The 24318-nt window shown below is 53.5% G+C and carries 20 protein-coding genes, 2 tRNA genes and 2 pseudogenes; 15 read left to right on the top strand and 9 right to left on the bottom strand.

Annotation, left to right across the window (positions count from 1 at the left end; genetic code table 11):
* Positions 1-2: 2 nt before the first annotated feature.
* Positions 3-1076: an efflux RND transporter periplasmic adaptor subunit gene (locus H7849_RS01825; protein WP_251106541.1), complete on the bottom strand. Its 1074-nt coding sequence runs from the start codon at positions 1074-1076 to the stop codon at positions 3-5.
* Between the two features lie 350 nt (positions 1077-1426).
* Positions 1427-2128, bottom strand: coding sequence for a queuosine precursor transporter (locus tag H7849_RS01820; protein ID WP_186743721.1), 702 nt, complete (start codon positions 2126-2128; stop codon positions 1427-1429).
* 772 nt (positions 2129-2900) lie between these two features.
* Between H7849_RS01820 and H7849_RS01815 the strand changes: the two genes are divergently transcribed.
* Positions 2901-2977 (top strand) — tRNA-Glu (locus tag H7849_RS01815).
* On the opposite strand, the gene H7849_RS26620 is transcribed toward H7849_RS01815, so the two are convergent.
* Together H7849_RS26620 and H7849_RS27265 are read right to left on the bottom strand one after the other, a co-directional pair.
* Positions 2956-3615: an OmpH family outer membrane protein gene (locus H7849_RS26620; RefSeq protein ID WP_432756536.1), complete on the bottom strand. Its 660-nt coding sequence runs from the start codon at positions 3613-3615 to the stop codon at positions 2956-2958. The genes H7849_RS01815 and H7849_RS26620 overlap by 22 nt on opposite strands.
* A 51-nt stretch (positions 3616-3666) precedes the next feature.
* A pseudogene (locus H7849_RS27265) lies at positions 3667-3843 on the bottom strand (recombinase family protein); the annotation flags it as partial.
* A gap of 472 nt (positions 3844-4315) precedes the next feature.
* Between H7849_RS27265 and H7849_RS27260 the strand changes: the two are divergent.
* Both H7849_RS27260 and H7849_RS01805 read left to right on the top strand, forming a co-directional pair.
* Positions 4316-4405: pseudogene (locus H7849_RS27260) on the top strand (SEC-C metal-binding domain-containing protein); the annotation flags it as partial.
* Between the two features lie 207 nt (positions 4406-4612).
* Positions 4613-5473 carry a hypothetical protein gene (locus H7849_RS01805; RefSeq protein WP_251106539.1) on the top strand — a complete coding sequence of 287 codons (861 nt, stop codon included), beginning with the start codon at positions 4613-4615 and terminating at the stop codon, positions 5471-5473.
* Positions 5474-5744: 271 nt separating this feature from the next.
* Here H7849_RS01805 and H7849_RS01800 read toward each other — a convergent pair whose 3' ends face one another.
* A complete protein-coding gene (locus H7849_RS01800; protein ID WP_186743718.1) occupies positions 5745-6884 on the bottom strand; it encodes a tyrosine-type recombinase/integrase in 1140 nt (379 codons plus the stop codon).
* A 294-nt stretch (positions 6885-7178) separates the two neighbouring features.
* Between H7849_RS01800 and H7849_RS01795 the strand changes: the two genes are divergently transcribed.
* Positions 7179-7252, top strand: a tRNA-Glu gene (locus tag H7849_RS01795).
* Between the two features lie 167 nt (positions 7253-7419).
* On the opposite strand, the gene H7849_RS01790 is transcribed toward H7849_RS01795, so the two are convergent.
* On the bottom strand, positions 7420-8007 hold the full coding sequence (locus tag H7849_RS01790; protein ID WP_186743717.1) for a TetR/AcrR family transcriptional regulator: 588 nt from the start codon (positions 8005-8007) through the stop codon (positions 7420-7422).
* Positions 8008-8149: 142 nt separating this feature from the next.
* Between H7849_RS01790 and H7849_RS01785 the strand changes: the two genes are divergently transcribed.
* Genes H7849_RS01785 through H7849_RS01775 form a run of 3 tightly spaced genes read left to right on the top strand, consistent with a single transcriptional unit; the run spans position 8150 to position 12565 of the window.
* Positions 8150-9649, top strand: coding sequence for a TolC family protein (locus H7849_RS01785; RefSeq protein ID WP_186743716.1), 1500 nt, complete (start codon positions 8150-8152; stop codon positions 9647-9649).
* 40 nt (positions 9650-9689) lie between these two features.
* Positions 9690-10931, top strand: coding sequence for an HlyD family secretion protein (locus H7849_RS01780; RefSeq protein ID WP_186743715.1), 1242 nt, complete (start codon positions 9690-9692; stop codon positions 10929-10931).
* An 11-nt stretch (positions 10932-10942) separates the two neighbouring features.
* Positions 10943-12565: a DHA2 family efflux MFS transporter permease subunit gene (locus tag H7849_RS01775; RefSeq protein WP_186743714.1), complete on the top strand. Its 1623-nt coding sequence runs from the start codon at positions 10943-10945 to the stop codon at positions 12563-12565.
* Between the two features lie 156 nt (positions 12566-12721).
* Here H7849_RS01775 and H7849_RS26415 read toward each other — a convergent pair whose 3' ends face one another.
* Positions 12722-12970 carry a DUF2784 family protein gene (locus H7849_RS26415; protein ID WP_222439754.1) on the bottom strand — a complete coding sequence of 83 codons (249 nt, stop codon included), beginning with the start codon at positions 12968-12970 and terminating at the stop codon, positions 12722-12724.
* A gap of 802 nt (positions 12971-13772) precedes the next feature.
* On the opposite strand from H7849_RS26415, the gene H7849_RS01765 reads away from it, so the two are divergent.
* From H7849_RS01765 to H7849_RS01755, 3 genes are all read left to right on the top strand, one after another.
* Positions 13773-14015 carry an RNA polymerase sigma factor gene (locus H7849_RS01765; protein WP_186743713.1) on the top strand — a complete coding sequence of 81 codons (243 nt, stop codon included), beginning with the start codon at positions 13773-13775 and terminating at the stop codon, positions 14013-14015.
* Between the two features lie 94 nt (positions 14016-14109).
* Complete coding sequence (locus H7849_RS27255) at positions 14110-14613, top strand: ATP-binding protein (protein ID WP_432756518.1); 504 nt, start codon at positions 14110-14112, stop codon at positions 14611-14613.
* Positions 14614-15123: 510 nt separating this feature from the next.
* The gene (locus tag H7849_RS01755; RefSeq protein WP_186743711.1) at positions 15124-16131 is read left to right on the top strand and encodes a VWA domain-containing protein; all 1008 of its coding nucleotides are present in this window, start codon (positions 15124-15126) and stop codon (positions 16129-16131) included.
* A 347-nt stretch (positions 16132-16478) separates the two neighbouring features.
* Here H7849_RS01755 and H7849_RS01750 read toward each other — a convergent pair whose 3' ends face one another.
* Positions 16479-16931 (bottom strand): hypothetical protein, encoded by a 453-nt coding sequence (locus H7849_RS01750; protein WP_186743710.1) that lies wholly within the window; start codon positions 16929-16931, stop codon positions 16479-16481.
* 761 nt (positions 16932-17692) lie between these two features.
* Between H7849_RS01750 and H7849_RS01745 the strand changes: the two genes are divergently transcribed.
* Positions 17693-18283: a hypothetical protein gene (locus tag H7849_RS01745; RefSeq protein WP_186743709.1), complete on the top strand. Its 591-nt coding sequence runs from the start codon at positions 17693-17695 to the stop codon at positions 18281-18283.
* Between the two features lie 243 nt (positions 18284-18526).
* Here H7849_RS01745 and H7849_RS01740 read toward each other — a convergent pair whose 3' ends face one another.
* The gene (locus H7849_RS01740; protein WP_186743708.1) at positions 18527-19360 is read right to left on the bottom strand and encodes an AraC family transcriptional regulator; all 834 of its coding nucleotides are present in this window, start codon (positions 19358-19360) and stop codon (positions 18527-18529) included.
* Positions 19361-19949: 589 nt separating this feature from the next.
* Here H7849_RS01740 and H7849_RS01735 point away from each other — a divergent pair.
* The 4 genes from H7849_RS01735 to H7849_RS01720 all read left to right on the top strand — a co-directional run bounded on the left by H7849_RS01735 (position 19950) and on the right by H7849_RS01720 (position 23970).
* Positions 19950-20570 (top strand): sigma-70 family RNA polymerase sigma factor, encoded by a 621-nt coding sequence (locus H7849_RS01735; RefSeq protein ID WP_186743707.1) that lies wholly within the window; start codon positions 19950-19952, stop codon positions 20568-20570.
* A 224-nt stretch (positions 20571-20794) separates the two neighbouring features.
* Complete coding sequence (locus H7849_RS01730) at positions 20795-22180, top strand: phytoene desaturase family protein (RefSeq protein WP_186743706.1); 1386 nt, start codon at positions 20795-20797, stop codon at positions 22178-22180.
* A 496-nt stretch (positions 22181-22676) separates the two neighbouring features.
* Positions 22677-23213, top strand: coding sequence for a carboxymuconolactone decarboxylase family protein (locus H7849_RS01725; protein WP_251106779.1), 537 nt, complete (start codon positions 22677-22679; stop codon positions 23211-23213).
* Positions 23214-23391: 178 nt separating this feature from the next.
* Positions 23392-23970, top strand: a complete 579-nt coding sequence (locus H7849_RS01720) for a DUF417 family protein (RefSeq protein WP_186743705.1) — start codon at positions 23392-23394, stop codon at positions 23968-23970.
* Positions 23971-24318 lie beyond the last annotated feature (348 nt).

Raw genomic sequence — 24318 nt, 5'->3', positions numbered from 1 at the left:
AATTACCCCAATGGCTGCACTGGAACGCCATCGACCAGAAACTGCGTGCCGGAAACAATCACCTTATCTCCGTTCTTAAGGCCGGCTTCAACAGCGTAGTTGTTGCCAATCGTGTCGCCAAGCGTTACTGCTCTCTGTTTCGCGACAAACTTACCATTGTCGCTTTGCGCTACGTACACAAATGTTTGCCCACCCAATCGAGTAACAGCGAGTACCGGCACTGTCGGCGCGGGAGCAGTCGACCAAATTACCTTCGCTTTTACCAGCTGCTCCGTGCGCAGCAGCGGCGAATGTACCGGTGCTTTCGCCAAGATTCCCTGCAGCTGATCATCTACCTGCGGAGAAATGAAGTTGATCGTCGTGCGCTCGACCTGTTTTCCGCTGTTATCGAGAATGTCGACCGGCAAACCTATGTGAACCTGGCTTGCCCGCTCTGTGGGGATATAGATATAGGCCTCGAGATCGCGATTTTCATCCACCGTCGTCAACAAGGTTGAAGACGAAACATAGTCGCCGAGGTGAACCGGGATATCGCCGACGATTCCATCAAAAGGTGCACGAATGCTGTAATAGGCCAGCTCACTTTCCTGAGTTGCGCGCGATGCTACAGCTGATTCATAGTCGGCCTTGGAGTTCTTATATGCCTGCTCGGCCTGATCAAGCGTGTCGCGGCTGGTGACTCCGGCAGCGTAGAGCTTACGCTGACGCTCAACTTCTACCTGGTTGTACTCGTAAACAGCCTGCTTTTGCTTTTCGGTCGATCTCTGCGAATCCACCGTCGCTTGCTGTTTCAGCGGATCGATCACCATGAGCAGTTGGCCAGCCTTTACGTGATCGCCAGAGCGCGCTTCGATTTTGACCAGATTGCCCGCTACCTGCGGCGTGATCGTCGCCGAGCGACGCGATTTGATAGTGGATACGTACTCGTCGCCGCGCGCCACCGGCTGCGGTTCAACAGTTACGGTTTGTACGGGCATAGCCTGAGGGCCTGCTCCGGCGCCCGCCTGTTGCGCCGGCTTACTGCTGCATCCGGTCAGAACTGTTGCAATCGATAAAACGCTAATCGCGAGTTTCAATTTACCTTCCACGACTGGGCCTCAAATTGTTTGGGAACCTGTAAACGTCTGATCGGGAGTTGGCGTCGGACAGGTTCTGGCATGCTGGATCAAAAATGGACGAAATGTAAGCCTTAATTTGCGTGCAAAATGGCCGCCAAAGCAGCCCTTCCATTCAAATAGTTTCCGTTACAAATGAGTGTTGGATGTAGAACCACGTCAAATGCTTCAAACAATTCGCCGAGGCGGTATGTTCGCAGGCCAGTCGTCCAGGAAGAAAAAAGGCAATCGACGCAGGCTTAAGCCGGCACTTGCTAACTAATTCTTAATAAAAGATTTACAAAATCTCGTTTCGAGACCTTGACATCATCTTATGCTCGCAAGTGAAAGGGATTGAAGTTGGTTCTCTCATCGAAGCTATCGACCCCTTCCGTCCGTTTCAGCCACCCCACCACTATATAGGTAACGGGCGTAGCTAGTGTCTCATAGATCACCTTTGTTACATAAGACCAGAAGATCACGCTGCCGATGGTTCGCCAGGGGGTACCCCAAAAAGCAATCACAATCACAGTCGCGGTATCCACAGCCTGCCCCGTGACTGTTGACCCAATCGTCCTGGTCCAGAGCCATCGCCCTTTTGTAAAGAGCTTCAATTTTGCCAATGTATAGGAGTTGGTGAATTCGCCCGCCCAATATGCCACCAGGCTGGCAACGGCGAATCGTGGCACCAAGCCAAATACGGTGGCGAACGCCTGCTGATCATGCCAGTCTGATGCTGCTGGAAGGGCGACGCTAATCGCTCCCATCAGGGACAGCAGGGCCATGGCGAAGAATCCTAGCCAAATCGCCCGGCGCGAAGCCGAATATCCGTAAACCTCGGTAAACACATCCCCACATATGTATGTGATGGGAAACAGCAGCTGAGCGGCACTCACACGAATGGCGCCAAGCCATCGCATCAGCGGAGCATCATATGGACCGAATTGGCAGATCTTTGGTCCCACCAGATTCGAAACGAGCAACACCACGACAAAAGCGATCGTCAACAGATCGAGAAATTTGAACCGTCGCATGGAGACTGCAGGATACCGTATTGGCCCGCTCAAGGATCACGCCGTCACCGAAGAACATCCACATGCTTCAGAGACTCGATGGTAGTGTCTGATTTCGTGATCGGCCACAGGCGGAAACACCAGATTGAAAAAGAGATTTGGGCCATTTTCCTTTGCACAAAATCTCCTCAATTTTTGGTGGGCAAAATACTAACATCAGGGATTCCAAACATCACAATATAGCGAGGCTTTGTTAGCTGCTTCTCTTGACTACGAGAGCCGATCTCGTATAGTCGGAGGATGGCGAAAAGCAGCATACCACCTGAATTGCGGGAGTATTTAGCAAAACTTCGACGGAATTGTGCGTTATTCCGGCTGCGTCTCTCACACGTTCGATCAATTCACGCGCGTAATCCATCCCACCGCCGTAGGTAAGGTATAAGTCTACGGCGTGATGAATCCTTTCATAAGTTTTGGAAACCGGAGAGCGCGTCACTTCCGCGTCTACTCCAAGAACCACGCCATTGTGGCAAACAAAACACGGCACCGTCACAACTCTAGGCTTTTCTGGCTTCTTGTTAGGGTGATCTTCCACCGCCCATGCGGTCTAATCGAAAAAAACCATAATATTCCGTTTTGCCGAGTTTTCACGGCTTAGTCTCCTTTCGTGCTGGGCTCACGTTAATTAGGACACTACCGACTCGATCCGCATCTTTGACACGAGGCCCTATGATTGATAAATTCAAAGTGATACTTCCCGCCTGGCAAAACGAAATAAGCAGCTGCCAATCGCGTCCCCGTCGTCTAGCCGGCCTAGGACACCGCCCTTTCACGGCGATAACACGGGTTCAAATCCCGTCGGGGACGCCAACATTAGGTTGATCGAGTAACCATCGCATAAGCATCTCATTAATAACAGTGTTAGCCGGTTCAAAGAACCCTCGTTTGTGACTGAATACGAGACCTTCCGGAAAGAACCCTTTAACGAGTTCCTGACGTTGATTGACGTTTCCCTTGTTCCACGCTGCTACGAGATCGATAGCCTCTTTCTCTGCCTGCCGCATCAACTGTTCCATCGTGGCATTCTCTGAATCCAAGTCACTTATCTGCTTCTCAATCTGTTTTGTCTCCGCAGCAATCTCTGCCTTGATCGTGTCAAAGTCCTCTTGCTCGATCTCTCCTTTCACCCGGGCCTTGATCGCCATTTGGTTTAAAGTCTTTTGCTCGGCTAGTTTGCCTGCAAGCTGCGCGGCCTCGGCAGCAATACGCCCCTTGCGTTCACTCCAACGCGTTGCCACTCGGTTTGGTAGGTCAGCGAGTAACTCGGCAGTCGGTTCCATACGTCCCAACAAACTCATGAAATGGCGGTCGAGATCATCCCGGCTCACTCCCACTGCGCGACAGCCTTTTGTCCAGCACCAGTACCGGGGATAACGCTCTGTGCGCCCCTTTGCCCACCCTGCCGTGAGCGGCCTCTTGCACGATGCACACAAGACCGAACCCCGCAATGGAAAGTCTTCATTGAGACGTTTGTGCGGGACAGCCTTTCCGTCAATCCGCTCCTGTACCGACTCGAAAAGCTCATCGGAGATGAGCGCGGTGTGCTTACCACGAACCCTGATGTCCCCACTAACGACCCATCCCGCATAAATGGGGTTAGACATCATCCGGGCAAAGGTCTGCTTCGTGAGCTTCCGCCCTTTGCGCGTGGTCAGGCCCAACGCCGCGATCATCTTAAGAACTGAATCCGCTGTGACGTGGCGGCCCGAAGCCTAAGCTCAAACGCTTTACGTACCAATGGCGCACGGTCAGGGTCAACGTGGAGTTGTTTATTTTTGTTGATATATCCAATCGGGGCGGGCCATACAAATCTCCCATCTCTCACCGCAGCGAGCATACGTTCACGGGTTCGCTCAGAAAGCGAGTCGCTAAAGAATTGATTGATTGCGGCCAGCAAGTAGGCAAGGTGATTGTGAAGTACGGGACCGACCACCCTAACCAGCTTTGGGCAGGTGCCGCATTGTTCACAGCCCTCGCGCTCAAAGACGCCTACCCGTGCCAAGAGTAAACGCTTGGTGAATAGATGGTCGGCATGGGCGTATCGGATACGCTCATTGATTCAAATCGCATCGGGGATCACAGTGCGTTGAGCGAGGTATTGTAGGCTGGTAACAAATAGAAGGCGAAAAGGCGAAAGACAAAAGTCTCATGGGCTCACAAGAAGCGCGAAGGCCAAGGATTGGGCGAAACGATCCTTGCTGGTGTCACTCAGGTAGAAAATACAAGTTCTGCCATTTGGATCGCGATAAGGCGCCCCGCAGAAAGCCTTGGGAGACTGCTGCAGGCATACGGAAACTCTTCTCTGATGCAAAGTACTGTATCCATGCCGACGCGAGTCCGGCGGCATGCTCTGGCCAGATCGTCAGGGCTCATACGCTGCCCCGTCGCGCCGCACTAGCAGCAATCGCCGAGGGCGGGCATGTTTACGGCCACGACGCAGACTTGATGTCCCTCTTTAAGACCCATGGGGTGGTGAAGTTTAAGCGTATAGGAATAAATGAAGCGTCAACATTTACGGGGTTTTGTGCGGTACACGATGACCGGACTTTCGCTCCACTGGAGAAGCAACCGCTAACCGCCAGCCCGGAACAGTGCTTCCTGATGTCCTACCGCGCCATTTGCCGGGAGTTGTTTCAAAAACGAATACACAATAGCAACGTTGGAATCATGCGAGGTATGGATCAAGGCGCACCGCGCCAGATTCAAGAGGCGATGCAATGGTTCACGAACCTGCACGAAATTGGCATTCTGATGGGGCTAGCTGAAATCCAACACCACAAGGACCTCTACGACGAGATGCTAAGACGCAACAACTTCGATCCTTATCGGAGATTGATCATTCGTTTTTCATGCGTTCCGGATGTGCTTTCCACAGGCGCATTCGCCCCCGAGCATGATTTTTCCGGTAATCGATTCCAGAATCTCCTAGATGACCCGCCTTTGAAAAACATTGCCGTAACGGTGCTCCCAGCCGACGGAGGTGGAGTTGCGGTGCTGGGTTGGCAAGAGGGTAGCGACGCAGTTTGCATCCCATTTGTAGAGTCCCTCATATCTATCGGTGAGGAAAGTCTCGGGAATGCGGTGCTCAGGCTCGTCTTTGAGCACATTGAAAACACCTTTTTTCGACCGTCTTGGTGGGAGGAGCTGCCAGAAGCGACACAGCAGGCGCTTATTCGCCGAACGAACAGCGGTGCTAGCCCAGCCACTCCCCGTGGGCCGAGTTGCCTACGGGATGACAAGCTGAATTATGTGGACTGGCCTGTTACAAGCGTAGAAGCTCAATTCCCTCGACGCGCTCGATTGTAAGCACGCCCCCGTTTGGATTCGGCAAATCGGGGAAAATAGGCGATCACCTCATGCGCCACTATCAGTCCTCGCGAGCGTACTCGATACGTAAGAAGAACACGCGATGGTGACCGCTCTCGCCTTCAGGATCAGGTTCAAATTCCTTCCGTCGGGGACGCCACATCAAATCAAAAACTTACGCTCGGTTTCGCCGGAACCTCGAGGGTGCAAAAAGCCACATTTTGGTGCCATTTTTGCACCCTCGAATTAATCCACTATGCCGTTCCCACGATCACGCTGTCATCTGCAGCGCCAGCCATCGGGAAGAAAAGGGCAAGCCGGCGGCTTGGGCAGCGTGCTTGGCAGGTGCAACTGCCTTCGTGTAGATATCCATCGTTGTCCTCAAGGTGGAATGCCTCATCAATTCCTGCATCACTTTGAATTCGGCTCCGACACTCCTGAGAAGGGTGGAATAGGTGTGCCGGAATGTATGCCAGCCGATACGCTTCTGAATATTGAGAGACGCGGCAACCGGCCGGATGTACTTGCGAAGGATCGACGCGCCCCAATACGGCCGCCTTCCTTTGTGCGACCGACTCGCAAATACCCAGTCATCGACTCCTGTGAATCTGCAAGTCTTTCTCCAGGTCAACAGAGCCTCTCCGAGCAGTGAATGCATTGGAACCGGTTTCTGTGAAGACTCGGTCTTGCATCGCCCGACAACGCCGAAGACGATCGAACGGACCACGCTAAGTTCTCCACGGTGGAAGTCAACATCACGCCACTTGAGCCCGAACAACTCGCTTTGCCTCAAACCTGTCGCCGCTGCGAGGAGGACAAGGGTCCGCTCGCGAATGTGTAGATGGTCCACCAACGCCTTGATTTCAGCGGCTGTCAGCACGGCTGGAGCGCTACGGCGCTTTGCGCCCTGGCGGACAAACCGCATCGGGTTGCGGTCAAATAGTTCGTAGCGACAGGCATGGTTGAACAAGATCGACAAGATGCTTCGACTGTTCGCGCGTGATGATCGAGCCATGGGGAGGCGCCGCAACCATGCTTCGACGTCTACAGCCTTGATTTCGTCCAGGTAGCGAGAACCCCAGCGCGGCTTTATCCATTTGCGAATGTAGCCGCGATACGTCTTGACCGTGGCGAAGCTCCGAAAGCTGTCGCCAGATCTCAATTCCCTCTGTTCAAAATGCTCGCAGATTTGCTCGACAGTGATCTTGCACCCGCTGGCGCCTGCATTGATATGGCCCAAGAGAGCTGTTGTCACCTCGCGCGCTGCTTGCGCATTTGGGTATTGCTGAACCGTCCCGATCACTCGCTTGCGGTAGATCCGACGACCGCTTCGGTCTTTTTCAGACCACCGAAACTGCCACACGTCTGGTCCGTGCTTTCGACCTGTCTGAATTACGCTTCCTAATTGCATGTGAGCCTCCTTTCCCGTGTGCGGGTGGAAGCAGTTTTCATTCTTTGGGCTCCTCGGTGCGAGTTGAAGCTCTCCTCCCAACGCTCTAGGACATTTCTTTTTACTGATCGTGACCATCCGTCTGGCGAAACGAAGGCACGTGGCCCCCCTTTTGAGGAGTTGGAATTGGTCTGCGGCGGGAGAGCAAGCATCGCGCGAGAATTCGAAGACGCGAGAGCGTCAGGAATTTAACTGGGACTGGTTCGTTCGCGCACGCCAAGCGTATGTGTGTTGTTTCCAAGGGCTGATCAGCCCGTCGCTACAATGTTGCGAGTTGAACGGATTCTTTCACAGCGTTAACGCGGGTTCGAATCCCGCCGGGGACACCAACAAACGAAAAGAGTTAGCTAAGAACATCGCATTTGCCGCCGAGCATTCGCGGAGCAGTTGATCCTCAGCCGTGACCTTCCGCATAGTTCGGATGACTCGTTGTCACGTCGCCGACGACCATCTTTCTCAATCCCTGACGTGGCGCTGAAGCAGCGACGGCTGAAGCTCAAGCAGCATCTGCCTGAACCCAATTGGGTATGGCTGCAGACACTGTCTCGAGAATTTCCTCAGACAAAGCAGCATCCGGCATACTGCGAGCTAAAATCATTCCCCCAATCAGTCCGGCAAGAATGACAATTGCCTGCTTTCTCTTCGCTGCCTTTGTTCTGCCAGGCACAATACGAGAGAGTAGATCAAAGATGTTCAGCTGTTCTTCCAGCACTGCCTCTTTGACCGAACGTGGCTGACGGTCGAGTTCACTGCCTAGCGCAGCCAAAAGGCATCCCGCCTCAGGGCGGATCTGATGTCTTTTCGACAAGTAAAACTTCGCAAAAGCTTCCAACGGCCGGTCCGGGGCTTCTTCGATGACCTTTTCCCACTTTTTCGCGGTTTCGCGCAAAGCGCGCTGCGAGGCCAGACCAATGAGTTCTTCCTTTGACCCGAAATGTCCGTAAAACCCGCCGTGAGTTAAACCAACTTCCTTCATCAAATCGGCCACGCCGATACCGTCAAAACCTTTCTCACGAAATCGTTTGGCAGCCGCCGTGATGATCTGCTCTCTGTGCTCGGCCATTTTCTGCTTGCTTACCTTCATGAACAGCACTCCTGTCTCTTTCTATTATGTTAGATGACACTCATCATTATTGTGAATCATATTAATTATGCCTGTCATCAATAACAGAGAACGTGGCTTTGGGGCGCAGAGAGAGCCCAGGTCACGAGGAGGTAAGCAGCGTATGAGATTCTGGAAGCCGCATCCGCTTACGTTATTCGTCGCGTTATCCCTGGCACCGACCGTCCTTGCGTCAGCACAAGCGGTCGATGGGGCAGGGGCTTCTCCTTCGTTTGGCTCGATCACGACACCCCGCCCCATCAATCCAGCCACTGACACGACGAACCCAAGTGCGAGCGCGACGCAGTCCCTGAACCCTTACCTTGGAAGCACACCGGAAGGGCCCGTCGTCGATGAGGAAATCAGGCTCAGTCTGGAAGAGGCTGTGAGTCGTGGATTGAAATTCAACCTGGGCCTGATTGACAGTGAACAGGCGAACGCGCAGATTCGGGCTCAAAGGGAACATGCGCTCGCTGAGCTGTTGCCTCAGATTTCTGCGCGAGCCGAGCAAACTTATCAACAGTTCAGCTACAAAGAGTTGAACATTAAGTTGCCGCCAGCCTCAGGCCTTACCTTGCCGCCCACCTCCGGCGGATTCGGATATTCGGAAGCCCAGATTCAGGTTGAAGCTCCGATAGTGAACATGCATCTCCGCGAAAGCTATAAGCAGCAGAAAGCGCTGGAGACGGCATCCGTTCTCAGCGCAAAGGATGCGCGCGATGTGGTCGTTTTTGCTGTCGGCGCAGCCTATTTCCAGGTTGTGGCGAGCCATGCGCGACTCGAAACCGCCAAAGCGGCGCTCGCGTCGGCTCAGGAACTGAACAGACAGGTCGAGGACCAATATAAGAACGAGGTATCTCCCGAAATCGACTCTCTTCGCGCGCGAGTTGAGTTAAGCACGGCGCAGCAGCGCATTGTCGATGCGACGAATGATCTTGAAAAAGACAAGCTCACACTCGATCGCATCACGGGAATCCCACTGGCCCAGCGCTGGAAACTCAGCGGCGACTATGGATACCTTCCCCTGCTGAATCCGAGCGAGGACGAAGGGCCCTCCTCCCAGACGCGATATGACGTTGCGAGCGCAAAGCAGGAGGTTGTAGCCGCAGAACTGGGCGTTAAGGCCGCGAGGGCTGAGCGTCTGCCTGAAGTCTCCTTCACTGGCAGCTACGGTGGAGGCGGTAACAATCCCGCAAACTACAACCAGTTGTATGACGTCCAGGGTGGCGTAAACGTTCCCATCTTCACTAGCGGACGCATACGCTCAGATGTCCACGCCGCCGAGGCCGTATTGACGCAGCGGCGCGCGGAGTACCGCGACCTCCAAGGCCGAGCTGATTACGATGTTCGCGTCGCTCGCCTGGACGCTCAGTCCTCTGAATCGGCTGTGAAAGTTGCCCAGGCGAATCAGAGGCTTGCGCAAAAAGCACTCGAACAATCAGAAGACCGCTACAACAGTGGCGTAACAAACTACCTTGAGGTACTCGAGGCGCAGGAAGCCCAGGTAACCGCCAACGAGAACTATATCGCGAGCCTTTTCTCTTTCAATGTAGCGAAGATTGCGCTCGCCAGGGCACTCGGCACTGCTGAGAGCCGCCTGCCAGGTTTCTTCAAACAACAGTGAGTCCGAACCACTACGCAGCAATGCCGACAAGGAGGCAGATATGGCTACAGCAGTGAAACTCGAGGAGATGGAGACGACCGCCTCACCGAACAAGAAACAGGAAACAGCGCCGACCCGAAAAGTCTCGAAGAAGGTATGGGTAATCGCTCTGGCTGCTGTAGGCCTGCTCGGGGCCTTGGGCTACTGGTTGTATGCCCGTCATTTTGAATCCACCGACGATGCGCAAGTCGACGGGCATTTTGCGCAACTCAGCACGCGCATCACCGGAACCGTGACTTACGTTAATCCGCTCGTCGAAAATGACCGCTTCGTTACGGCTGGCACCTTGTTACTTGAGCTCGATCCCCGGGATTATGAGGCTGCGCTCGCTCACGCGAAGGCGACTCTTGAAACAAAGGAAGGACAACTGCACGCGTCGCAACTGCAGGTACCCATTACTGACGCAAGCGCGTACAGCCAACTGCACCTTGCTGAGGCCGCAAGGCAGGAAGCGATCGCGAGTGTTGCCGCAGCTGAAGCGGAGTTGACCGCTGCTCAGCACCGGGTTCAGCAGGACCAAGCTGTCGCCGACCGCGCCGAACGTGACCGTGTTCGCTATGCGGCGCTTGCCGAAAAGCGTGAAATCTCCCGCTCCTACTATGACGCGAGGGCGACGGACGCAACTGCAAGCGCGCAGAGCCTCGATTCGGACCGCGCAGCGGTAGCAGCGGCCGGGCAAAAGATCGCGCAGGCCAGGAGCCTCGTAGCCCAACGTGAGGCTCAAGTGACCAGCGCCCACACGGCGCCGCAACAGGCTTCGGACGTGCGAGCGCAATTGGAGTCCGCTCAAGGCGAGCTAGACCAGGCTCGGGCGGACGTACGGACAGCCGAGCTAAACCTGAGCTATACGAAAATCTATGCCCCCGTCAGCGGAGTCGTCGGTCACAAGACGGTTGAATTGGGACATCGTGTACAGCCGGGCCAGTCGCTTCTGACAGTCGTTCCAGTCGATGACATCTGGATCACAGCAAACTTCAAGGAGACCCAGCTGCGGCGCATGCGCCCAGGCCAGCCTGTGACCATTCATGTAGATACCTTCGGACGAGATTACAAGGGAGTAGTTGAAGATATGGCCGGCGCTTCAGGGCCGCTCTTCAGCCTATTTCCGCCGGAAAACGCAAGCGGCAATTACGTGAAGATCGTGCAGCGTTTTCCAATCCGTGTCCACATCGATCAGGGCCAGGATCCGCAACATGATCTCCGTCCAGGCATGTCAGTCGAAGCAACAGTTCGCGTGCGGTGACAGGACGTTCCATGAAGACTCTTAATACAAACATAGATTCAACTGTTGCCGAGCAATCTGGCGTTCGCACGGTCAACCCCTGGTTTATTGCAGTCACGGTGACAATCGCTGCATTCATGGAACTGCTCGATACGTCCATCGCCAACGTAGCCCTGCCCTACATTGGTGGCGGGTTAGGGCGCAGCTACGATGAGGTGACCTGGATTCTCACTACCTATCTCGTCGCAAATGCTGTCGTACTACCCATGACAGCATGGTTAAGCAGGCTGTTCGGACGAAAGACCTATTACCTCTTATGCGTAGTCCTGTTTACGATCTCGTCTTTCTTCTGCGGTGTTGCTCCTTCATTGGGCTTCATGCTCCTCTGGCGTATCGTTCAGGGCGTAGGCGGAGGTGGTTTGGCTCCGGTAGCACAGGCCATCCTGGTCGATACTTTTCCGCCTGCAAAACGCGCGGCCGCCTTTGCGCTCTTTACAGTAGTGATTGTTACAGCGCCGGCTATCGGGCCAGTCCTTGGCGGCTGGATTACAGATAATTACAACTGGCGGTGGATCTTCTTTATCAATGTGCCAGTCGGAATTCTTTCACTCTATTTGTCGAACAAGCTGATTCACGATCCTGCCGCCTTTACAGAGGAGCGTCTCGCCGCAAAAGCAGCTGGCCGCATGTCGATTGACACGATTGGAATCGTGCTCATCACGCTGGCCTCCGGTGCTCTCGAGGTGTCGCTTGACCGCGGCCAGATCGATGACTGGTTTGGAAGCAGCTTTATTACAAGTATGATTGTCATCGCGGTGTTCGGCTGGATAGGGACTGTACTGTGGGAGCTCTATGTCAAGGAACCGATCATCGATTTCCGACTTCTCAACAATCGCAATTTTGCAATCGCCAGCAGCCTGTTCTTCGTATTCGGGATCGGACTCTTTGGGACCACCACTCTCATCCCACAATTGCTTCAATCTCTTTACGGATATCGAGCGATCGATGCTGGCCTCGTACTTGGTCCAGGCGCGCTGGTTATCACCGTCCTGGCGCCGATCTCAGCGCAGCTTTTGCAGCGTCATCTGGTCTCGGCGAAGACCCTGATTCTGATGAGCCTGTCCTTTATTGCCGCAGCCATGTTCGTATACAGCGACATGAATCTCGATACGAACGGTGCCCACTTCGGTTGGATACGGGCGCTGCAAGGAGTCGGGTACGGCCTCTTTCTGGTTCCGGTCAATATCATCGCGTACTCACAGTTGCGTCCGGATCAAAATAACAAGGCATCCAGTCTCACCAATCTGTTCCGCAATTGGGGTGGGAGTTTTGGTATAGCCTTTGTCACTACAGCGGCGGAACGAAGGGCCGATCTTCATCAATTGAACCTGGGATCGCACCTTGGCAGTAGTTCACAAGCGCTGCAACAAAACGCTGCAGAGTTGGTAAATCGCCTGATGCAGTTTGGCTCTACCAGCGCTGACGCCGAGCCAGCCACACTAGGAATTGTCTATCAACAGCTTCTACACCAGAGTGAGTTCCTTGCTTTCATGGACTGCTTCAGGGTGTTTGCCTGGTTGACCCTCATCATGATTCCTCTCGTAATTCTCGTACGCAGGTTCAAAGTAGGGGGAGCGCCAACGGGAGGTCATTGAAGATTGGGGAAATGCGGTCCCTGCTTAAAGTGAACCAAACAGACCCACCAATCGTGGTGGCTCAATGCGGCAACCTTCGAGCAGCACGGGACTTTCGGAATCGCCAGCAATAGATTCCGAGATTGAGAGCGCATACGGCCACCCCTGCACTCGTTACTACCCAGCTAGGAGATTGGGGTACACGATCGCGTCCAGGTAGTGCAGCAGGAAACCGCCCTGGTACAAAGGCGTACCGATCCGGTCCTCAAAGTACTGTTCCGCCAAAGTCAGAGGACATGGCCACAGGCTCACTTCCGCGACAATGCCCCAGAGCAGCGCGAGAATTTGCAGCGCACTCCACATTGGCCGGCCGCGTGTCAAGAGCGATCCGAAAATTACCAGAGCAAGCCAGACCAGATGGGCCACTAATATAAGGGCTGCAACAAAGGCCCTAACTCGCGCAACTCGGATTTCACGTCGTCCCTGCCGAAAACGGCTGATGTTCCTTGGGGGTCGGATTACGGTCGATCGACTTCCAAGTAGACCGTTATTCAGCACTAATTGCCTGGGGATTCAGCGCGGGTCACGTTTACACGGGCCGGCAAGCAGACGGAGGATCTGCTTCGAGCGACCGGCACTCAAGAGTACTTGATCATTCAATGGTGGTCCATGATCCGTAACGGCTCTGCACTCAATGTCGGAACGTTCGAGTCGATCCATTTGAGACTATAAGATATCTCACCGAGACTCGGTGTGACAACCCGTCTCATCCTATGTTAAGAGACGTTTCCTTCGTAGAGCAGAAGCGCTGCCGGGCTTGGAGAAGAGTATGTCCCCTATCGCTCCCGTTATCGCACCAAACATCGACAACCACGTTGCCGCGACGCTTTCTCAGATCCAAGGGAGCCTCGGCAAAATTCCCAACACTCTCGCCACATTAGGAAATGCTTCTGTCCCCCAAACGATCCTGAAGAGCGACAATGCAACGGTTGAAGTGTTTCGCAAGCTGCGGATAGGGAGTATAAGCAGTCTTTACCTCCTCTCCTTCTTGCTAATGGGAAATCGAAAGGAGGCAAGGCGATGTTTCGTGGCCGGTGTTGCCGGCTGCGTAGACGAAAACCGCGTCTTCAAGAAGTGGGCTACGTCCTGGGCTCGCAGCATCATAGTACACAACGCAATCCAAATACAATCGCCTCACGCTGGTCCCCCAAGACCAGGAGGCAGTGTTTTGCGTTCGGCAACCGACCACAACCTTTCCAATAACGCCTTGCAGTATGGTCCGTTTGCGAATGTCCTCGCGCTTGGGGACTTTGAACGCTTCGTATATGTGCTCTCTGTTCTCGAAGGATATACCGACCGGGAGTGTTCAGTTCTCTTAAACAGCTCGCTACAAGAAATAGAGCAGACACGGAGTCGTGCTCTTCAGCATATGGCAGAGGTCGATAGCGAAGGGACACTGCGTCAGAAGTAAGCCGTGTGAGAGTGGCGAATCTATAAAAGTTCACCATGACCAAACGGCAAGACGATAGTCGCAATTTAACCGGATATCTACCTGCAACCTTCAAATGGAGTTGGAAGATATGGCTCAAATACACACAGTGTCTCTCCTACGTAGCACATCTAATGGCATTTTCTTAGTTGAGTTGCGTCAGTACTTCCCGAGTCAAATCGAGACTATCTCGCCATTCATAGACCGACTCATGGATTTCATCGCGAAGTTTCGAAGGAAGGACGGGAGTGAAACGGACATTGAGATAGCGCTAAGTGAGGCTGTGGAAAATGCCGTAGTCCACGGCAACGGGGAGGACCATCGCAAGCACGTTTACGTGACCTGCCGTTGCTCTTCAGACGGAGAGGTCTCTATTGCAGTTCAGGACGAGGGACGAGGGTTTGACACTGGTACTCTGCACGATCCAACCGCATCCGAAAATCGGCTGCGAACTTTCGGGCGTGGGATCTATTTGATGAAAGCATTAATGGACGAGGTTTGCTTTGAGAAAGGCGGTGCACTTGTTTATATGCGCAAGAAGCCCAACGCTGTGTCAGCCGCAGAGAGAAAAGCGGGATAACACCGAGATTTGTAGCCATACCAGTTGCTATAGGGCAGCTGAGTTCTTTCGCCCTCGGTAAAAGCACGCCTGAATTACAGTAGTGGACCCTATGGCAATTGTGGGCAGCTAGGAGTTGATCGGCGTCTCTTCGCGGGGAGCCGATCCCCAGCGCGATTTCAAAAGAGAGCAATTGAACATGAATGTCATTCGCAAACCGCTAGAACAGGGATTGAGCAACCGCTTTGCGTTCCTCAATCGAGCTTCTCTAGCTCGCTGGTCTACCATTCCGCTCCGGCTGATTGTTAGCTATGGCTTCATGCAGCACGGCTTCGCCAAGCTGTCCAAGGGGCTTGAAGCCTTCGCTGTCGTCCTGCATGCAATCGGCGTGCCTGCGCCTCATCCCGTGGGTCGGAAACGTTGCTTCCTCATGAAGGATGCAGTTCTGTTTGCAGTGTCCTTCTGTCTACTAAGACAGGATGTTGTTCGGGATTCACAAGAAGCGAACTGCGCTCTGCCTGGGTGTACCCTTTGAGACTTCGGATTCTTCAACAGCTCGTGCTCCTGGCGTTGCCCCTGACTCTGAACATTCACGCGCAGAACTCGCAGCCTTATACGCTCCGCACGCAGTCCAACGTAGTTCTCGTCCCCACCACCGTCCAGACCAAACACGGCGAGTTGATCTACGAGCTTAAGCCGGAGCAGTTCGTCGTCGAGGACAACGGCGTTCCGCAGACCATCCGCGTCGACGAGGACACCGGTTCGCTCGGCCTCACGATGGTCGTGCTCGTGCAATGCAGCCGCTCGGCTGTGATGGAGTCGGCGCACATCGCCGGGCTCGCTACCATGATCGACTCAATCGCCGGCGGAGCACCACACCAGATCGCCGTCGTCTCTTACGGGGAAAACCCCACGCTGCTCGGCAACTTCTCAAGCGATACCGCCGTGACAGCGGATGCCCTCGCGCAGCTCACTCCATGTGATGACTCTGCCGCAGCCACCTTTGACGCCGTCGCCTACGCAACCAAACTTCTGGAAGCCCGCGACGACCACAATCGCCACGTCATCCTGTTGGTCAGCGAGACACGCGATCACGACAGCAAGACCAAGGCCGCGGAGGTGATCGCCGCGCTGGGCCGCACCAACACCGTCGTCAACTCGGTGGCCTTCTCACCGGGCAAGACCGAAATCCTAAATGATCTCCACTACGGCGAAGGCTCCGGTCCCTTTGGCCTGCTCGTGATGGCCGTCAGCGCTCTTAAGAAGAACGTATCGCATGAACTGGCCGCACTCTCAGGAGGCGAGTACATCAACTTCACCACACGCAACGGCTTCGATGCAGGTATGCTTCAACTCACAAATCACATTCACAACTACTATCTGTTAAGCTTCCAGCCTAAATCCGGTCCGGACGGCAATCCCTCGCCCGGAATGCACTCCATCCGCGTCAGTGTCCCTGATTATCCAAGCGCGCGTCTCCGTTTCCGCGAGAGCTACTTCAGCGGTGCGCTCGATACGGTGCCGCCCGAAGCACAGTAGCCAAGAAAGGCAAAGAGACCGGCTAAGGAAAATGGCCTTCAGCAATCCCACCGAATGCAGAATCCATTGGCAGTCGGACACGTCGCTCTTGCGGCCAGGAACATTCTTTATGTACTACGCATTTACAGTAAGGCCCATACCATGCCCGCGGGATTCCATTGAAGCTTTGTTTGGGTAGTTAAATAAGTGATCTTGACTGGGTGACACGTCAAATTCTCAGGCTCAAGCCCGCTTAGCGCCATAACCCTACTCGACCTAGAGAATATAGACGCGTTGCGGTTAGAGAGTTGCCACCACAAATGAAAGAGGCGCGGAGTGATCCGCGCCCCCCGTGCAGAACCGGCTATTTACTGGCCTGCAACGATGGTGGTCTGGGTTGCGTTCGACGCTGCCGTGGTGCGCTCGGCGGCCTTCTCACCTTTCGTAGTGGGGAATTCTAGATTCAGGATTCCTACCGGGCCGCGTACTTCACGCAGGAAATATTGGCCGCCATAGGTGTCGAAAACCAGGCGTTCCGTATCCGCTTTGTAGAGAGGCGTTTGTTCCCATGAGCCGCCGTCTCCTAGCCTCATTGCATGATACTGCGGATGATCGATATTCCGAACCAGAAGCGCGTGGTTGTCCGCTGTTGGCGTTGACTCCGAATCAAAGACGTAATTGCCGGCGGGGAGCATCTTGTTGCCGACACTGAACTCAAAAGGAACGTAAACCCTCACTTCATGCTTGAACTGCGCAAAGGCGCTTCCGGCCGAGACAAGTCCGGCCAGCGTAAGTAAGGCGGTGACGGTGAACTTCTTCATTTCCAAAATCTCCTTTTCAAAGCTTCAAAGTGAACAGTGGCAACCTACCGTCCTGTCGTTTTCTACGCGTACCGCCCTCACTAAACCGTGTATTCAAACTTAATACCCTCGTTGTTTAAGATGCGCCACATTTGCCGTGGATACATTTCTTGCAGTCAACGCAAAACTAGAGCGTGTTCACACTAACGACTTCTGCTTCGGCTAAGTTGGAGTTAGAAAGACGATGCGTACGATCCGTCTAACTGTAGTTATTCTCATATGGGTGAAAGCGCACTGTGTGGTGCGTGAATCAGTCCCAAGAACCCATCCTGCGTCTCTTTGGCACATTAGCAAACAGAACGAATACGTTTGGGATCCTGATGATTATCCTTTCGGGGCAACACACACACACGCAACACTCACACAGTTCCAAGTTGTCCCATCCTGTTAAATGACCATAGAAAATGCAAAGACTCGGGTCCCAGCACGAGGAAATTCACACTTTGTTGCATCCCTCGCCCTAACATTTCTCGAGATAGCAGTCCAACTCGTGATCACAATTTTTTCTTGGACGCTAACGCATACATTTCGGACTGACTTACAGTGCGACATATCTTGTGCTTGCTCCTAAGCCTGTAACCAATAGCTCCTCATGGACATCATTTAGAGTTCTGCCGTACGAGATAGCAGTACCAGCGCACAATGATGCCTGCCTGCGAGTCGCTCGCTACAGCTCATTTCAAAAGCAGAACAGATCAAACGGTACGGGAGTGTTCTTTCATATGAAGAGAATCAGGAAGTATTTCGGAATTATCACGACGGCTTTGGCGCTGACTACTGTTGCTGCAGCGGAGAGCGAAATACAGAATGTAAGCCAGCTAGTTGCAGCCGATGCTGTGCTGCTTCAGAACGTCGACGCAAGAACTGTTAAGCAAGGTGATACGGTGAAAGCCAGATTAACTGAGTCCGTTCACATTGCTGGCGACACAAAGTTGCCGCACAACACACTGCTGATTGGACACATTGACGAAGTACAGCCCTCGGGCAACGACGGGATTTCAAGGGTCGTCCTGACCTTTGATCGGGCGCAGTTGGTAAACGGTCAGCAGATCACCATTAAGTCCACAATTGTAGGTGTTTATCCAGATGGAACGGATGAAAATGACTTGATGCATCCCTCGTTGAATCCGGACTTGAAGGTGTATCAGGAACCTTCGAGCAGGCACGGATATGCATTGAGCAGCAATGTCGCCGACTCGAGTTCGGGTACGTTGAGCGCGAATGGGAAGGACGTTCACCTGAAGAAACAAACCGAATTGGTGTTCGCACTTGCTCCAGTTGCTGGCGCTACTTTTGCTTCGGCAGGAAAGTAATCCGGCATATCCAGGAGGCACAAGCCCGCGACTCAACTAAGCGCGGGCTTGCTGTCTGTGATCGGACTCGAGATACTCGACAATATTCTCATCTAGTTCCGCGCACAATTATCGATTCTCAAAAATGGTGTCGAAACGGTTTTGAAAATAATATGCGGTCGTTTGCCTGAAGGCGCCAATTGGGTCCAGCGGGGATTGAGGGAGAGATCGTCGGGTGAAATCTCTGGTTGGCAAGACGTTGGTTCAATCTTTGTGTATCTGACTGCGAGCGAGCCACGCAGAAGGCGACATTCCGAGACGCTGCGTAAAGACTCGCGTTAGAGCCGTCGCATTTGCATACCCCACTGCGGCCGCAATCAGTTTCAATGAATTGCCTTTACGCAACATGGTTTGGGCAACCCCCAGCCGCCAATTTGTCAGGTAATCAAATGGTGTCATGCCGACAACCTGCCGAAAATGGACAGCAAAGCGCGCACGGGACATACCAGCAAATTGAGCCAGGTGCTCCAGCGACCACGAAGTTCCAGGGTATTGATGCATGGCCTCAATTGCCCTGCTAAGACGCGAATCACTGAGCCCCATCAAAATCCCGCTGTCAATGAGGCGCGCATTCATTGCCGATCGTATGAGAAGCACAAAGAGATATTCGAATAATCGATCTAGGGCAGCCTGACGGCCTGGCGATTCTGCGAACGCTTCCGTGAACAAAAGTTGCAGCGTCGGCGCAAGTTCGGGAAGGGCGTCAAGCGGAAGCACGAGCGGCTCTGGAAGCGACGCAATGATAGGGTTCAACATTCCGGCGCCAAATTCGATCGTCGCGCATACGAGCTCGGCTCCTTCTTGCATTGGGCCGTGAAGGCGATGGATGCGAGGACGTGGAAAAAACAGGATACTCGGCGTATCAATGACTATCTGACGGGCATCTGGACGGGTGATCTTCAGTCTTCCTTTCTTGAGCACATGAAGATGACCGGCATGTTCGCTTACCTGATCCCCGGTGCTTCCGCACAGGAGTCCCGAATAGAACATCTGAGCCGCCAGAGAAAACCTTTCGAAGAAGGGAGCGAGTCGATCCATTTAATACTATAAGATATCTCAACGATACTCTCTACGACAATGCGTATCGTCTTATCTCCAGAAATGCTTACTGTGCAGTGCACAAGTGCTGCCAGAGATTGGAGAAGTATGTCCCGCATTGCTCCTGTTGTTCCAGCCAACACCAAGACCAAAGTTGCTGCCACCCTTGCGATGAGTCGTCTGATGTGCGAGGTATCTGTGCGCCTTCAGTAGCTCATTCACTGGGTCCACGATTCTTTTACTAGTAGCACGGAGCTAACCGTCACCACTACAGCTTTGATCTGAGGAGCTTCTCATGCATGAACACCACAAACTAATGGGACCTTTCGAACACCTTACAAATGCAGAGATAACATCGGCGATTCATTACCTCGACCCCGATACGAGTTGCCAAAAAACTGGGAACAACGCCGGTGTAATTCTCTGGCCCATTCTAATCGTGTTAGTAGGCGTACTTGTCTATCTCTGGCTGGCTTAACCTGCAGATCTTGAGACCACAAAAGCGAATAGGTAATTCTCTGGCGGAGGTGGCTGAGACTGCCTTCCGGTCAATGAAGTTTGCAAGAACGTATCAACCGTAAGGATTGTCATGAGTACTAATATCCTCGCAGATGCAACGCTGCAACAACCACAACTCTCCGACGACCAGTTGCTCTCCCAAGCTAAGTCTGGAGACCACGAGGCGTTTGGCGAATTGTGCCTGCGCTATAACGCAATGCTGAAACATAGGATATTCAGCATCGTCCGACAACAGGAAGATACAGAGGACGTTCTTCAAGATACGTTCCTAAGCGCATATAAGCACCTCCACAGCTTTCGGGGAAAGAGCAAGTTCTCTACTTGGATGATAAGAATCGGAATTAACAGATCTCTGATGCTCCTTAGAAAGCGCAAAACCCTGTCGAAGACGACATCAGAGGTGCTAACCGAGGACGCTCAAGAAATTAAAACCCCGCAAGTCCGAGATCCTAAACCGAACCCTGAGCAACGGTGCATGATTAGTCAAACACAACAGATCTTAGGTGATGCAGTGCGAAGGCTTCCGTGTCACATGCGCAGCGTGATCGATCACCGGTACGGAAAAAACCGTCGAATAAAAGAAGCTGCAGCAACTCTCGGCATTACCGAGACGAATGTGAAATTAAGACTCGTGCGAGCGCGGCATATGCTTCGCCGTTCGTTGAAGAAGAACGAACTCTGGATTCCCTGACAACAGAACATTGGCCGTGGCTCAAGCGGTGAGGATGTCAACAAAATGGTAAGCCGTGCCAATGCTGTCGAGTTGCTCAGCCACGAATCCTCGGTGTTCGAACGGGCAAGACCTATCTACCTGGGCTGTCGGCTTTCATCCAGCGATACCCTGACCTGACGCAATTAAGTGTTCAAATATGGAGTGTAGTTACAAGCTAGCCGAGCAAAGGAGGCGGTTAACTTGTGCAAACCGCGACCATTATCGGCTCCGGCCCGAACGGCCTTTCGGCCGCAATCGTTCTCGCTGCCGCCGGCATTGCTACCACTGTTCTTGAACGCAATAACCAGATCGGTGGCGCGTGTTCGACTGCGGAGACCACGCTACCGAATTTCCGCCAGGATCTAGGATCCTCTGCCTATCCAATGGGCGTAGCAAGCCCCTTCTTTCGCTCGCTTCCCATCAATATTCCCTGGATTGAACCAACGGCCCCCTGTGCTCATCCGCTCGACGATGGAACGGCCGTGATGCTTGAACATTCCATTGAAGCTACCGTCGATACTCTAGATGAATGTGACCAAAGCAGCTACCGGTCCTTAATAGCTCCCCTGGCTTCTGAATTTGCAGAACTATCTGAAGATATTCTGGGGCCGATTCAGCATATTCCACGCCACCCGCTGGTGCTCGCACGCTTCGGCTCGTCGGCACTTCTCTCCGCAGCATCTCTTGCGCGCTCTCGTTTCGCTGGAACGCGCGCCCGAGCTCTTTTGGCCGGTATGGCGACTCATTCCGTGCTTTCATTAGCAGCCCCGGCTTCAGCCGCCGTCGCTTTAACCCTCATGGCTGCTGGTCATGCCCTTGGCTGGCCTATCTTACGCGGCGGTGCTCAAACCCTCCCAGATGCCCTCGCGCGTCATCTGCAAGATCTTGGCGGGCACATCGAGACCAATCATGAAGTTGTAGAGCTTCCACAATCCGGCCTCGTTCTCGCCAACATCACTCCCCGGCAACTTCTTCGCATCGCAGGCTCTCAACTGCCCCCGCATTACTGCAAGCTCTTGGAGCGCTTCCGCTATGGCGCTGGCGCTTTCAAGATTGACTATGCTCTGCGAGCGCCTATTCCCTGGACTGCTCCCGAATGCTCGCGAGCTGCGACCGTTCACATTGGGGGCTCGCTTGAAGAGATCGTCGAATCGGAGCGAACTTTTACCTCCGCGCGGCCCTTCGTTCTTCTTGGTCAACCATCGCTCTTTGACCCGAGCCGAGCCCCGGCGGGTCAGCATACCGCCTGGGCCTACTGCCATGTACCTAACGGAAGCACAAGAGACTGTACGGAATGCATCGAAAACCAGATCACACGATTTGCTCCGGATTTTCGAGATTGCATTTTGGCCCGATCCGTTTCCTCACCCGCAGCACTTGAGCGATGGAACCCAAACTTGATTGGAGGCGACTTCCTGGGAGGCGTCATGGATATCCGTCAGATTCTCTTCCGTCCTACACGCTTGCTCTATCGGACTCCCCTGTCTCATCTTTTTCTCTGTGGAGCATCGACTCCCCCTGGCGGCGGTGTCCACGGAATGGCCGGCTACCACGCCGCTAAGACCGCGCTTAGGAGCTTGAATCGTTGATTTGCGCTCGGGCGGTAATTGCTCCTGCCACAAGAGCTGCAGTGTCGCTTCAAGTCCTGGAAGGGCATCAACCGAGAGCACGAGTGGTTTTGGCATCGATGCGATGAGAGGGTTCAACATTCCGGTGCTGAATTCGATGGTGGCGCATACGCCCTCTTGAACTGGGCTGAAGACGATGGGGGCGAGGGCGCGGAAAAAACAAGATCCTCGGCGTATCAATGGCCATTTGACGGTCATCTGGCCGGGTCATCTTCAGTCGTCCTTTCTTGAGCAGATGAAGATGATCGGCAGGTTCGCTTACGGTTTCCCGTGCTGCCGTACAAGAGTCCCGAATAAAACATCCGAGCCGTGAAAGAAAGCTTTTCGAAGAAGGGGACCAGTCGACCCATTCGAGACTATAAGATATTTCAACGATACTCCATGCGATAATGCGTATCGTCTTATCTCCAGAAATGATTCCTGAGCAGTGCAGAAGCGCTGCCGGAGATTGGAGAAGATGATGTCCCGCATTGCTCTTGTTGTTCCGGCCAACACCGACACCAAAGTTGCTGCCACACTTTCTCATATAAAAGCGAGCGTCGGGAATGTCCCAAATGTGTTTGCCCTGTTGGCAAATGCGCCCGTCGCGCTGGATGGATACCTGTCACTGTCAAAAGCCCTTTCGCCCGGCCGCCTCACCGGTCGTCAACGCGAAATCCTCGCACTGGCTATAGCACAAGAGAACTCGTGCCAATACTGCCTTTCCGCTCACACGGCATTAGCAGAGGGTGTCGGTCTCAGCGCAGCGGATGCCCGCAAAGCACGCTTTGGGAAGAGCGATGATCCCTTCGAGCGTGCTTTGATCCACTTCACGCAAAACATCATCCGTCAACGTGGCCTTGTTTCAGACGAGAATCTCGACCGTGCCCGCAAGGCCGGGATCGACGACGGACTCATGTTGGAAGTCGTTGCGAATGTCGCGCTCAATACATTGACTAACTATGCCAATCGCTTGGCCGATACGGAAATCGACTCCCCTGTCGTTGAGGTCTAGCTCTAAGGCAGGTCAACGCTCAAAGAATTACTCGTGCCTAAGACGATTGAAAGCCATCGTTGAACGGACAAAATTCATTTCTGTTCCACGCCGATGGGCAACCGTTTGTGTATTCAAAAGTGCCTATCGACAGACGCCCACGTGTAAACACATGAACCTTAGCAAGGAGGAAGTGACAATGAGTGACATCACGTCTACCCAAGCAGTCGGCTCAGAGAAGCAAAATCTGGTGCCATCTACTAATCTCTTGGAACAAGCTCAAAGCAATTTGATCAGATTGGCCGCATGGATAAGTAAGCGCAATCTCCCCTTCCTTATCATGAGTATCGGTATGATCGTTATGCTGCTTTGGGCCGGAGCTTACAAGATGACGCGGCCCGGCGCCGAAGGCATCATCCCCCTGGTTTCCAACAGCTTTCTGATCTGGTGGCACTTTAAGTTATTCGGTCCATATGTCGGATCGGACCTTATCGGCCTTACCGAGTGGCTTTCCGCCGTCTTGATTATCGCGGGCTACTTTAGACCCAAGGCCGGCATCTTTGGGGGACTCGTCGGAATTGTCATCTTCTTTACAACCAGCACTATGATCATGACCACCCCTGGCGCGATTATTTCCGTACCTGGGATTCACGGGATGAGGTACATGAGTTTCTTGGGCCTGTTCCTTTTCAAGGATGTTATATCCCTCGGAGTGTCCTTTTACCTGGTTAGCTATTTCGGCAAGAAGGCCATCCTTTCCGAAAACAAATCCGAATAGCCAGAAAGTTGCTTTCGTGGTGAAAGTTGTGGTTCTGCTAGCGCTGTCGTTCTATCCGCTGAAGCAGGAGTTTTCCAGAGTCACGCCTGCTCTGAATTGCGTGATGCGGAGTTCAGAGAGTCCACGTGGACCGTGGTCCGGCGCCGGGCGCACCCTACCCACAACCCTGTCTTTGACAGCAAAGCATGAGGGCGTGGACATCGGCGTCGGCCACGTTGTTGAGGGCATAAAGTTCTGTTCGCCCGCAGTAAGAAAAGAATGAAATGGTACGTGACTTTGACGGATCGAATTTCGCTATTCCCGTGCGTTTTAGGGAATCACTCCTGAAGCCCTGAGACGTTTAACCAA

This window comes from Alloacidobacterium dinghuense (assembly GCF_014274465.1).
Classification (GTDB): Bacteria; Acidobacteriota; Terriglobia; order Terriglobales; family Acidobacteriaceae; genus Alloacidobacterium; species Alloacidobacterium dinghuense.
Note: the sequence above shows the minus strand (reverse complement) of the source record. Positions and strands in the feature narration are given on the sequence as shown.